Below are 11899 nucleotides of genomic sequence, written 5' to 3'. Positions count from 1 at the left end.
GCCAGATTACAGCAGCGTCCGGGCGGTCTGGTCAAACCGAATCTACATGGCGTTACGCGCAAGCGGCCAGGCTGGCCAGACGCGTGCGGATGCAACAACGCCGGCACAAAGGCCGGCGTTGTCGAACAAGCGTCAAACCGCGCAATTACAGCGCGTTGTGCGCCAGAAACTGCAGCACGCGGCCGCGCGCCAGCATGGCGTCGTGCAGGTTCCATGGTGCGCCCGCCCAGCGGTTAAAACCGTGGTCGCTATCGGGGTACAGATAGATTTCCACGTTGTCGCGTTCGGCCACTTTGGCGGCCACGGCATCACGCACTTCTTGCGTGATCATGTGGTCTTTGCCGGCAAAGTTGAACAGCAACGGGGTATCGGTCTGGTCGGCCTGGCCAATCACGTTCTGGATGCCACCCGGGTAATAGCACACTGCGGCATCCACATCGCCCGCCACGGCGGTCTGGAACGACAAGCGCCCGCCCATGCAAAAGCCCAGCGTTGCCACCGAACCGGTCACGTCATCGCGGCTACGCAGCGTATTGACCGCGCCCACCAGATCCTGCACGGCTTTGTCGCCATCCAGCCCATTCATCAATTCAAAAGCGCGTTTGGTGCCCGCTTCGTCATAGGCCAGGTTCACGCGGGGTTCTTGCCGCCAGAACACGTCGGGCGCCAGCACCACAAAGCCTTCCAGCGCGTACTGGTCGGCCACGGTGCGGATGTGGTCGTTAACGCCCCAGATTTCCTGGATCAACACCAGGCCTGGGCCGGTGCCGCGCGGTGGCAATGACAAGTAACCGGAATAGCTGTCGCCATGGGTACTCTGGATATCGATCCAGCTTGAATTCATGAGTTGCTCCTGTGGGTGTGTGGTGGTGCTGTTTTTATCGATTCTGGATGGTTCAGGGATTGCGTGCTGGCAACGGAATGCCTCGCGCTTTGGCCGCCAGCCAGCGATCCAGTTCCCGGCCGAAGGCCTGTTTGTCCGCTGCCGACAATGCCGCGGGCCCGCCGGTGGCCACGCCGCTATCACGCAGCCCTTGCATGAAGTCGCGCATATTAAGGCGCTCGCCAATATTGGCCAGGCTCAAGCGTTCGCCGCGGGGGTCGATGACCACCGCGCCCTTTTCGATGGCTTGGGCCGACAACGGAATATCGGCGGTAATCACCAGATCGCCCGGCGCCACGCGCGCAACGATCTCGGCATCGGCCACATCAAAGCCGCCCGGCACTTGCAAGGCGCGCAAGAATGGTGAGGCCGGAACACTCAATAATTGATTGGCGACCAGAATGGTCAGGGTTTGCGTGCGCTGGGCCGCGCGAAACAGCATTTCTTTAACAGGACGCGGGCAGGCATCGGCATCGACCCAGATGGTGGGCGACGGCGGCGCGGTCTGTGGGTTTGGGGTGATCGCAGTCATGCGCGGATTATAGCGGCTTCACCGCCGCCCTCGCGCCTGGCAAGAAGGTAGAAACGATCGAAACACAAGGTGGGCACCAGCCCGCCATCCATGGCGCATGCAACGCCACTTCGGGCGGCGGGTTGCGGCCCACCCTATGAGTTTGTCGCCAGGGTCAAGCCGCCACTCGCTGGAAGTGGCCAATGGTTTGCACCAGACGCTCACGCGCGGCCTCGATCTCGGCAGGCGCGCCCGAATCTGCGGCTTCGGCCAGCGCATTGTAGGTGGCCGCCCAGATTTCCTTGTTTTGCGCGGAATCGGATTCAAACCGCTCAAACACGTAGTCCAGCGCGGATTCCAGCGATTCCAGCCGGATGCCGTGGCCGTCGCTCTCAAGGGTATCAATCGCTTGCAAAGTGATCTTGCTCATGGAAGTTGTCTCCTGCTCAAGGTGCGATCCAACATCGCTTGCCGTCCAGATTAGGCGCGAGTTGTTACAGAATTCCTGCACCCCGCCCACCGGTAAATTTGTGCCGCAAGCGCGGCAGGACAAAATTAGCACGGAGCGTTCCTGTTACAAAACGCGTCCGGATCGTCGCCGCCAAACGGTAGTAAAACTACAAATATGAGCAAAAGTTAATGCTCCGCTACGCCGCGGATACATTGGATTTCTGCTGCGACTATCGATAAGCTGCCATTCGTCTGACGACAAAAACGCCACAGCTTGCCCTTTGACAGCCACGTTGTAAGGTGTTGCCGCAGTACCCCGTGGCGTTCCAGGATGGCGCAATCGGGCGCGCGCTTGCCCCGGAGCAGTGCACGTTGCACGATGCCGTCGGCTATATTTTCAGCACCCTGCCCTTATCCCAGCTGGCTTGCCACGGCGGCCAGCGTAGTCTGTTTGCGGAGAACCTCCATGCTGACCGCACGTATTGCTCTGGCCAGTCTGCTTGCCAGCGCTATTTTTGCCCCCTTGCCGGCCCTGGCCGTGCTCGGCGGCGCTCCTCACAGTGTGCCTGCCAGCAATCTAGTGGCATCTGCCAAAGCGGCCACTTCCAGCGCTTACAGCGTGCAGGAATCCGTCGACAGCAGCGGCACGCATTTACGCGAATATATCAACGCATCCGGCATCGTGTTCGCGCTGGCATGGCAAGGCCCGCGCGTGCCGGATTTGCGCAGCGAACTGGGCCAGTATTACAGCCAGGTCAGCAGCGCCGCGCGTGGTCCGCATACGGCGCGCAGCAACACGCTGGTCAGCAACGCTGATCTGGTGGTGCAATCGGGCGGCCGCCCGCGCGCTTTTATCGGCCGCGCCTGGCTGCCGGCGCAAGTGCCCGCAGGCGTTAACACTCAAGATATCCAGTAAGCGGACGGAGAACCCCAAATGCGACAACTAATGATTGCGCTGATCGTGGGCCTGTTCGGCCTGGGCGCGTTACTAAGCGGGTGTAATGGCGTGGTCGACGGCACCTCGGGCGACACCACCCCTACCCCGACACCGGTCAACACCGGCCGCGCGCTGCCTGCCGCCGCCAACAACGTCGCCACCGTGGTGGTCGACGCGGGCCCCAGCGCCGTGCAAGCGGTCACCCGCACCATCAACGTGCCGTACGTGACCGTGACGGTGTGCCTGCCGTCGTCCACCACCTGCGCCACCATCGACCATGTGCTGGTGGATACCGCCTCTACCGGCCTGCGCCTGGTGGCCAGCGCCTTGGGCACGCTCAATGGCAACCTGCCGGTGCAGCGCGTTACCACCAGCCAGGGCAGCGGTGTGCTGGCGGCTTGCCTTAACTTTGCCGACGGCGATATCTGGGGCCCGGTCAAACGCGTCGATCTGACCATCAGCGGCGAAACCGCCAGCAATCTGCCCATTCAGGTGATCGGCGACGCCAGCTATCCGGATTCGACCGTGCCCAGCACCTGCTCCGGCGTTGGCGTTAACGAAAATACCGTGGCCGAACTGGGTGCGAACGGCGTGCTGGGCATTGCGCCGCAAGTGCAGGATTGCGGCAGCAGTTGCGCCAACACGGCGTCGGGCTCGTTGTATTACGTCTGCCCCAGCGCCAGCAGCTGCACCGCCACCACCCTGGCCACCGGCAGCCAGATCGCCAACCCGGTGTCGTATTTCACCACCGATAACAACGGCACCGCACTGGCCTTCCCCACCATCGCCGATAGCGGCGCCAGCAGCGTGACCGGTGCGCTGATCTTTGGCATAGGCACGCAAACCAATAACACCATCGGCACCGAAAAAGCGCTGGATGCCACCGGCAGCTATACGCCGATTGCGTACAACGGCACCACCTATCCCAACAGCTTTGTGGATAGCGGTTCCAATCTGTATTTCTTGCCCAGCGCCATCAGCATCAATCAGTGTTCGTCCAGCAGCCTGAGCGGTTATTACTGCCCCAGCGCGCAGACCACGCTGGGCTTGACCATCTATAGCGCCACGCAAGCGACCAGCACCACGGCCAGTATCAACATCGGCAACACCCAGACGCTGACCAGCGATAGCTCGCTGCACGCGTTCAACAATCTGGGCGTGGTTAACTCGGCCATCCCCAACAGCATCGATCTGGGCATGCCGTTCTTCTACGGTCGTTGGGTGTTCAATGCGTTGGAAGGCGCCAGCACCAGCGCAGGCACCGGGCCTTATGTAGCGTTCTGATCGCGGCGGGCCTGCGCCCGCTGCGCAAGGCCAGCAAAGACAACAGCCCCGAGTCAGCACCGGTTTTAAACCAGTGCCAGCTCGGGGCTGTTTTTATGCGAACGCGCTGGGCGTGACGCGATGGTGAGCGTTAACCGGCTCAGGCGCGTTTGGCTGGATACAAGCGTTCCAGCCACTTCAGCGCCTGCTGCCGCTGCTCGCCATTGCCGGTATATAGCAGCTCTTCCAGCAAGCGGAAGGCGGGTTCGGTTTCGCCTTTTTCCAGCATCGCCGCAATTTTCTGCATGGCCGGGTCGTTGGACTTCCAGCCAGCATCGGCGGGCACCGGGGGCGGCGCTGGCGGTTGCAGATCCAGCTCATCCGCGGGGGGCAATGCGGCGGGAGCCAGATCAAACATCTCGCCCGCGTCTTGCGGTTCTTCGATCGCGGCGGCTTCCAGCGATTCGCCTTCCAACCCATCCAACCCATCCAGATCAAACGGATCGAATTCAGCGTGGGCCGCAGGCAGCGGTGCGATTTCATCCAGAATGGCACGTGCCTCTTCTGGCGTGGTCATCGGTGCGGCTTCGGCCAACAGGCTGGCAAACGGGTCTTCCAGCGCCGGGGTGTGCGCGGCGGGTAGCGTGCTTTGTGGTTGCAACGACAAGTCGTCAAACGACAATTCCGGCGCGTTCAGGCCGGCAGGCATCTCATGGGGCTGCAGATCAAATTCAAGCGCTTCACCCACCAGCGTGGCATCGGCCGCTGGCGGTGCGGGCGGCAGCGTGGCGGCGACTTCTTCGGGCGAGGTATAGACAAACTCGATGGTGTCGCTGACCGGCTGCACCGGATTGCTTTGCATCTGGTCCCGCGTGTCTGCCGCATCCGGCAAGGTATGGTTGAGCACCAGCGGCGCATCGGGGTCCAGCGCGGGCATCGGATCGAAGGCGCTGGTGTCATGCGGAATCAGGTGGGGCGGAATCTGCGGTGCAGGCGCAGCGGCTTCGATCCCGTCCTCGCCTTCAATCTCATCCACGCTGTGATACAGCGGGTTGGCGGGGTCGAGCGTGCGGCCGATTTCCTGCACTTGCTGCCACAGGCTGTCGCTGGCGAACTGCATGCCAAAGCCCAACGCGCGTTCCTGGAATTCTTCTTTTTGGCCCGTCATGCGATAGGCCTCAAACAGCTTCATCCACAAGGCCAGCGAATTGGGACGTTGATCCACTTCTTGCGTCAGCAGGCTGATCGCATGTTCGGGCAAGCCATGGTCCATCAGCAGTTGGGCTTCTTCCGACACATTGTCCGGCTGCACCACGCTGACATCGGCCTCGCCATGCCAGTCTTGCGCGGCAAGTGCGGCGGGCGTGGCAATCGTGGCGGCAGCTGCCACGGGCGCGACGCTGCCGGCGTCCTCCGCGTCGAGCACCGGCGCGGCCACCGCATTGCGGCGTACTGGTTCAGGCCAGACCGTGTTGGCGTCCAGAGCGTCATCCAGCGTTTCGTCGTCGCCCACATGACGCCACTGTTGGCGCGAACGCCAGTAGAAGAACGCCGCCAGCAGCGCGACCAAGGCAGCAGGCAACAACAGCCACCACCACCAGTCGATGCCGGCATCAGTGGGCGTCGCGGCCTGCGGCGGTGCGTGATGAATGATGCGATGCGCGGGCACAGAGGCCGCCGCCGTAGCGCTGCCCGCAGTGGTCGCCAGCGCGGGCGGCGTATTGGCCAGATCGCTGGCATTGCCGTTTGCAGGCGCTGCAGACGTGGCGGCTGCGCCCTGCGCGGCGACTGGCGCACTGGCGCCATTAAGTTGGGCTTGCAGTGTAAGCAGGCGCGCGTTCAGCTCGGCCAGGCGGGTTTCCATGGCAGCCAGTTGCGCGGTCTGGTCTTGCGTAATCGCGGCCAGTTCCTGGCGTTTTTTCTGGGCGTCGGCCGGGCTGAGTGGCACCAGTGCAGCGGGCGGCAACTGCGGTTCGGACAAGCGCAATTGCAGCTGGCCCGGCTGGCCATTGGCGGGCGGCAAACTGGCGGGGGGTACGGATTGTAGATTCAGCCGCGAGCCCGATGCGCGCAACGGTGCGCTATAACCTGCGCCCTCGGTGGCGCGACGCGCTTTGCGCCGCGGTGCGACCGCACTGGCTGCACCGCTATCGCCAGCATTGGCATCGACGGCCGGCGCCAGCGGGCGACTGCGCCGCATCGGCACGACCGGTGCGCCGCTATTGCCATTGCCCGCGGGCGCCAGATTGCTGGCCGGCATCATTTCGCGCGGATCCAGCATGATCTGATATTCGCGCTGGAAATTGGCGGCGCTTTCACCGGGACATTGCAAGCGGACGGCGATGGCCAGCAGGGGCTCCTGCACCGATTCATTAGAGCGGATCTGCAACACGCCACGGGTACTGCTTTGCGCATCGAACACCAGGCGGGCGCTGCGCAAACTGGTCATGCCCTCGTCTGAAGCCGCCACCAGCTGAAAGCAATTGCTGGCGATATTCTCGCCGTCCACCAGCGCGACCGGAATCGACGCGTCAAGGCGTTCACCCAATGCGGAGCGAACCTGCAGCGCGCCCAGAGACGCGCCATGCGCCGGGGCGGCACAGACGAGATAAAGCCAGCCACCAGCCAGCCCGTTTAAGAGTGCGAACCGAAATTTCAATTTGATCAAGAAAGGCTTCGCCTAATCCGACACGTTGTAAACAGCCAGGCAGGATGCAAACGGTTGCGGAAACAGCCACAGTTTCCGCGCGCCGTCAGCGGTGTCGGTGCGGCCGACACATCGTTTTCCTGCCGCTGACATGTTGCAATTATAGGGAAAGCACCTGCGTCTTTGGCATTTTTTGTCAGCAATATGTTGACAGCATGCTTTCAGGCACGGCACTGTCCTCCCATTCATGACACTGCATGTAGCGTAATGATCCCGGCAGCATTACCCCCGATGACCCACGCCTGGTGCAGTTTAGCGAATCCTGACATGGTTTTGGCAGGTGGCGCGTTGTTGCATTGTAGCCTCGGGTAACAATACTGGCTGCTCGCCGGTAAGCTGGCGTCGTTACACTTGCTGCCTTGATGTCAGCACCACAGCAAATCTCACAGCACTATATATAAGGCACGCCGATGGACCGATTGCAAGCCATGCGCATTTTTGCGCGGGTGGCCGAACTGGGCAGCTTCAGCCGCGCAGCAGAACAGTTACAACTGCCGCGCCCCAGTGTCAGCAATGCGGTGCAAGAACTCGAGACCCGCTTGCGCGTGCGTTTGTTCCAGCGCACCACTCGCAAAGTCAGCCTGACGCGGGAAGGCTCGGCGTATCTGCTGCAATGCCAGGCCGTGTTGCGCGAATTCGATGCCAGCGAAGCCATGTTCCAGAGCGCCCACAATGGCCCGCGCGGCACCATCAAGGTGGATCTGCCCGAACGCATGGCCACGCTCACCATCATTCCGGCGCTGCCCGACTTTTTACAGCAATATCCCGATTTGCGCGTGATTGTGGGCGCATCCGATCGCTTTGCGGATCTGGTGGAAGGCGGCATCGATTGCGTGGTGCGCGTGGGCCAGCTTAATGATTCAACGCTGGTGGCGCGGCGGCTGGGCGAATATCCGCAATGCAACTACGCCGCGCCCTCCTATATCGATACCTACGGCGCGCCGCGCACGCTGGATGATTTATCGCGCCATTTTGCCGTCGGCTATCAAACCCGCCACGGCCGCGACGCCGATTGGGAATACGTGCGCGACGGTCAGCTGCATACGCTGGCGGTGCCCAGCAAAGTGGCGGTCAGCAGTGCGCAGGCGTATCTGGCGTGCTGTCAGGCCGGGCTGGGCATGATCCAGGTGCCCTGCGCCGGGCTGGTGAACGAAGTGCAGCGCGGCGAACTGGTGCCGGTGCTGCATGATTTTCCGCCGCCCCCGTTGCCCGTCGCGGTGTTGTACCCCCATGGCCGCCATCTGGCCCCGCGCGTGCGCGTGTTTATCGATTGGGTAAGCGCCTTGCTGACGCCCAATATCAATCCTTCTTCGCGGCCCGCTCCGTCGACGGAATAAGCGCAAAGGTGGCGCGCATCGACACCACCGGTTCGTTGTCCACCAGCAATACGCCCGCCGCATGACACAAGCGCGAACCGATCTTCATCCGATCGATCGCGCACTCCACCACCTGCCCCGGCCACACCGGGCGCAAATAATCGACGGCCAGATTGGTGGTCACCATGCTGCTGTGCGCAGGCAATTGCGCCATCACGTTGTTGGCTAGCCAGGTATCAGCCAGCGTGCTCAGCATGCCGCCGTGCACGATGCCGCCGCCGTTGCAATGCGCGGGCGTGGCCAGCCATTTAAACAACACGCCGCCCTCAATGCGTTGCGCAAACACCCGCGCAATGGCGGGCACAAACTGGCCCGCCTACGGCCATAAAGTAAAACCTTGCTGCTGCCACTGAGTTTCCAGCGCGTCAGCTTCGGGGCCAGTGGGCATAAAGGATGGGGTTTGCATGGAACCTCGGCAAAAACGCCGACATGTGCCGCGCTGGTGCAATGCTTACGCCAACGCACCAGCGCTGTGCCGGATTGATCAGTGATTGCGCGCCGCGGCAACCAGGTGAATACCTCATGGGGCGGCCCGCGCGCGCTTCAATAAAGTGGCCGTACAGAAATAAAACCATAACTTTCAGTACGATCTGTGGGGGCAGTTTATATGAAGCAATTATTGGGAACATGCGCAGCCGCATCCATGCTGCTGGGCAGCGCGGCCGGCGCCGCCGATTTGCAGGTGCTGCATTGGTGGTCTTCGGGTGGCGAGGCCAAAGCCGCGTCGGCGCTGAAAGCCGCGCTGCAGGAAAAAGGCGACCACTGGAAAGATTTTCTGATTCCGGGCGGCGCGGATGCCGCCATCACCACGCTCAACACCATGGCCACTGCGGGCGCGTTGCCCGACGTGGCGCAATCCAAAGGCCCGGCAATTCAATACTGGGCACAACGCGGGTTGACGGCGGATGTCGACAGCGTGGCGCTGCGTGATCATTGGGACCAGACCCTGCCGCAAGTGGTGCAGAACGTCATGAAATACCAAGGCCACTATGTGGCCGCGCCGGTCAACGTGCATCGCGTTAACTGGCTGTGGGTTAACCAGGATTTGCTGAACAAGGTCAACGCCAAAACGCCGACCACATGGGATGAATTCTTCGCCACCGCCGCCGCACTCAAAAAAGCCGGCATTACCGCGGTGGCCTATGGCCAACAACCGTGGCAGGACGCCACCGTATTCGAAACCGTGGTACTGGGCGTGGGTGGCGCCGAGTTTTATCGCAAGGCCCTGGTGGAACGCGATCCCGCCGCGCTGAAAAGCCCGACCATGTTGAAATCGCTGGAAACCTGGCGCCGCATCAAGCAATACACCGACAACAATGCTGCCGGTCGCGACTGGAACCTGGCCACCAGCATGGTCATCACCGGCAAAGCGGCCATGCAGTTTATGGGCGACTGGGCCAAGGGCGAATTCCTGGCCGCGGGCAAAGTGCCGGGCAAGGACTTTATGTGCGTGCCTGCACCGGGCACGGCGGATTCGTACACCTTCAACATCGATAGCTTTGTGTTCTTTAAAAGCCATCCCGAAGCCGCCAAGGCGCAGGGCGATCTGGCCGAAATCCTGTTAAGCGCGCGCTTTCAGCAGCAGTTCAACCTGGACAAGGGCTCGATTCCGGTCAAGCTCGGTTCCGACATGAGCCGCTTTGACGCGTGCGGCAAGCAATCCGCGCGCGACTTTGAAGCCGACGACAAAAAAGGCACGCTGGTGCCCTCGTTTGCCCACGATATGGCGGTTAAAGCCAGCACCAAAAATGCGATGGTGCAGGTGCTGACCAAATTCTGGACCACGGACAGCATGACGCCCGCGCAGGCTGCCGCGCAGTTGGTGGCCGCAGCGAAATAAAACCTGCCTTGCCGCCATAGGGTGAGTCAGACGGGGACGCCGAGTCCCACCATTCAAAGCCAGTGATGGAATCGAGATCGCGTGCATTCTTCTCTCCGGCTTTGATCGGGCGGTCTCGGCGTCCCCGTCTGCCCCACCCTATGCATCGCGGCTTTTCCGCGCCACCCAGGAATGCTCCCTGTACTAAGGTTACGGCTGACCAGATATAACCGTTGCTAACCTCGCACCAGGAATATTCCAATGGGTATGCAAAGCGTCCGCACCAAAATCTTGTTGTCGTATCTGTTTGCCGCCGCATTGCTGACCGCTGCCGCCTTTATTGGCCTGGCGGGCATGCAGACCGGTATCCAGCGTTATGCCGTCGACGTGCAGGCGCTGCAGCAGGCCCAGGTCGAAGTCTTGAGCATGCAAGTGCAGTTCAAGATTCAGGTGCAGGAATGGAAAGACTATCTGTTGCGCGGGCGTGATCCGGCGCTGCGCGCCAAGCATTGGGGCGCGTTTGAAAAGCAGGAAGCCGCCGTGCAGCAAGCCGCCGCGCATCTGGCGCAAGAGCTGCCGCCGGGCGAAGCCGCCGATCTGATGCGCCAGTTTGCCGACGCGCATAAAACCCTGGGCGAAGGCTATCGCAAAGGCTCGGCTGCGTTTGAACAAGCCAGCTTTGATTCCACTGCGGGTGACCACGCCGTGGCCGGCATCGACCGCCCCCCCACCACCCTGCTGACCAAGGCCGTCGCCCGCATTGGCGAAGACGCCGCCGCCATCGAAACCGATGCGCATGCGCTGGCGCAGCATCAGCTGTATCTGGGCATCGGTGGCATGTGTACCGCCATCGTGGTGGGTTTGATCGGCTTCTTTTTGCTGACCACCCGCAGCGTGATCAACCCGCTGGCGCAAGTTACTCGCCAGGTAGAAAACCTGACGCGCGACAGCGACTTTACCGTGCGCGTCGACGCCACCGGCCGCGATGAAATCGGCCGTCTGGGCAAGGCCTTGAATGAATGCCTGGCGCATATCCAGCACGCGTTGCAACGGCTGAGCGTGGTGTCCAACGGCCTGGCCGACAGTGCGCGCCAGCTCGATGGCGCGGCCAGCCAACTGGCGGATAACGCCTCGCAGCATAACCAGCACACCGGCAGCATCGCCGCCGCGGTGGAAGAAATTGCCGTCAGCCTGGCGCACACGGCCGATCAGGCGCAGCAAGCGCATGCGTTAAGCCAGGAAGCCGGCGCCCACACGGCGCGCAGCAGCGAACTGTTCGAGCGCACCGCTGAATCGATTACCGGCGTGGCCGGGCTGGTGGGCAACGCATCCGGCGACGTGAATGCGCTGGGCCAGCATTCGGCCGAGATCTCGACGGTGGCGGACGTGATCCAGTCGCTGGCGCAGCAAACCAATCTGTTGGCCCTGAATGCCGCGATTGAAGCGGCACGCGCTGGTGAACATGGCCGCGGTTTTGCCGTGGTGGCCGACGAAGTGCGCAAACTGGCCGAACACACCACGCAATCCACCGGGCAAATCCGTCAGACCATCGAGCGCATTCAGCAAAGCGTGGGCGTGGTAGTGGCGCAGATGCAGACGGTGGTGGCGCGTGTGGATGAATGCCGCGTACAAGCCAGCGATGCCGGTGGCCTGGTGCGCCAGTTGCATCAAGCCAGCGCACAGATCGTCAGCGCGATGGGCGAAGTGGCGAATTCGGTCTCGGAGCAAAGCAGCGCTAACGATGCGATCGCCAACAACGTCGAGCATTTGGCTGAGACCAGCGAACGCAACGGCGCATCAACCAGCACCGCCGCGACACAGGCCTCCGCCGTGAACGATATGGCCGTGAACGCGCGCCAGATCATCGCGGAATTCCGCATCTAAGGGATAGGGTGGGACTCGGCGTCCCCGTCATGACCCACCTCTCAAGGTGGTCTGCCAAGCGCAATGAAC

At 62.1% G+C, this 11899-nt stretch carries 10 protein-coding genes; 5 read left to right on the top strand and 5 right to left on the bottom strand.

Going from position 1 to position 11899, the window contains the following annotated elements; genetic code table 11:
- Positions 1-145: 145 nt before the first annotated feature.
- The 3 genes from WG78_RS03820 to WG78_RS03810 form a co-directional block, all read right to left on the bottom strand.
- On the bottom strand, positions 146-844 hold the full coding sequence (locus WG78_RS03820; protein ID WP_053936457.1) for a dienelactone hydrolase family protein: 699 nt from the start codon (positions 842-844) through the stop codon (positions 146-148).
- A 52-nt stretch (positions 845-896) separates the two neighbouring features.
- Complete coding sequence (locus tag WG78_RS03815) at positions 897-1415, bottom strand: YaiI/YqxD family protein (protein ID WP_053936456.1); 519 nt, start codon at positions 1413-1415, stop codon at positions 897-899.
- A gap of 154 nt (positions 1416-1569) precedes the next feature.
- A complete protein-coding gene (locus WG78_RS03810) occupies positions 1570-1824 on the bottom strand; it encodes a hypothetical protein (protein ID WP_053936455.1) in 255 nt (84 codons plus the stop codon).
- A gap of 486 nt (positions 1825-2310) precedes the next feature.
- Here WG78_RS03810 and WG78_RS03805 point away from each other — a divergent pair, with 486 nt between their 5' ends.
- Entirely contained in the window at positions 2311-2760 is a 450-nt protein-coding gene (locus WG78_RS03805; protein ID WP_053936454.1) for a DUF2844 domain-containing protein, read from the top strand.
- Between the two features lie 18 nt (positions 2761-2778).
- A complete protein-coding gene (locus WG78_RS03800; RefSeq protein ID WP_053936453.1) occupies positions 2779-4065 on the top strand; it encodes a DUF3443 family protein in 1287 nt (428 codons plus the stop codon).
- A 139-nt stretch (positions 4066-4204) separates the two neighbouring features.
- On the opposite strand, the gene WG78_RS03795 is transcribed toward WG78_RS03800, so the two are convergent.
- Positions 4205-6703, bottom strand: coding sequence for a type IV pilus assembly protein FimV (locus tag WG78_RS03795; RefSeq protein WP_444541698.1), 2499 nt, complete (start codon positions 6701-6703; stop codon positions 4205-4207).
- Positions 6704-7161: 458 nt separating this feature from the next.
- On the opposite strand from WG78_RS03795, the gene WG78_RS03790 reads away from it, so the two are divergent.
- Complete coding sequence (locus WG78_RS03790; RefSeq protein WP_053936451.1) at positions 7162-8088, top strand: LysR family transcriptional regulator; 927 nt, start codon at positions 7162-7164, stop codon at positions 8086-8088.
- On the opposite strand, the gene WG78_RS03785 is transcribed toward WG78_RS03790, so the two are convergent.
- A complete protein-coding gene (locus tag WG78_RS03785) occupies positions 8051-8431 on the bottom strand; it encodes a PaaI family thioesterase (RefSeq protein WP_053936450.1) in 381 nt (126 codons plus the stop codon). The two genes, WG78_RS03790 and WG78_RS03785, sit on opposite strands and share 38 nt — an antisense overlap.
- Positions 8432-8770: 339 nt before the next feature.
- Between WG78_RS03785 and WG78_RS03780 the strand changes: the two genes are divergently transcribed.
- Positions 8771-9967: an ABC transporter substrate-binding protein gene (locus WG78_RS03780; RefSeq protein ID WP_201782354.1), complete on the top strand. Its 1197-nt coding sequence runs from the start codon at positions 8771-8773 to the stop codon at positions 9965-9967.
- A 240-nt stretch (positions 9968-10207) separates the two neighbouring features.
- Complete coding sequence (locus tag WG78_RS03775) at positions 10208-11830, top strand: methyl-accepting chemotaxis protein (RefSeq protein ID WP_053936448.1); 1623 nt, start codon at positions 10208-10210, stop codon at positions 11828-11830.
- Positions 11831-11899 lie beyond the last annotated feature (69 nt).

The sequence above is a fragment of the Amantichitinum ursilacus genome (assembly GCF_001294205.1).
Taxonomy (GTDB): domain Bacteria; phylum Pseudomonadota; class Gammaproteobacteria; order Burkholderiales; family Chitinibacteraceae; genus Amantichitinum; species Amantichitinum ursilacus.
This window is presented reverse-complemented; position numbering and strand designations above follow the sequence as displayed.

Coding starts and splice junctions, on each gene's coding strand:
- WG78_RS03820 (WP_053936457.1), bottom strand. CDS start 844: ATGAATTCAAGCTGGATCGATATCCAGAGTACCCATGGCGACAGCTAT.
- WG78_RS03815 (WP_053936456.1), bottom strand. CDS start 1,415: ATGACTGCGATCACCCCAAACCCACAGACCGCGCCGCCGTCGCCCACC.
- WG78_RS03810 (WP_053936455.1), bottom strand. CDS start 1,824: ATGAGCAAGATCACTTTGCAAGCGATTGATACCCTTGAGAGCGACGGC.
- WG78_RS03805 (WP_053936454.1), top strand. CDS start 2,311: ATGCTGACCGCACGTATTGCTCTGGCCAGTCTGCTTGCCAGCGCTATT.
- WG78_RS03800 (WP_053936453.1), top strand. CDS start 2,779: ATGCGACAACTAATGATTGCGCTGATCGTGGGCCTGTTCGGCCTGGGC.
- WG78_RS03790 (WP_053936451.1), top strand. CDS start 7,162: ATGGACCGATTGCAAGCCATGCGCATTTTTGCGCGGGTGGCCGAACTG.
- WG78_RS03780 (WP_201782354.1), top strand. CDS start 8,771: ATGCTGCTGGGCAGCGCGGCCGGCGCCGCCGATTTGCAGGTGCTGCAT.
- WG78_RS03775 (WP_053936448.1), top strand. CDS start 10,208: ATGGGTATGCAAAGCGTCCGCACCAAAATCTTGTTGTCGTATCTGTTT.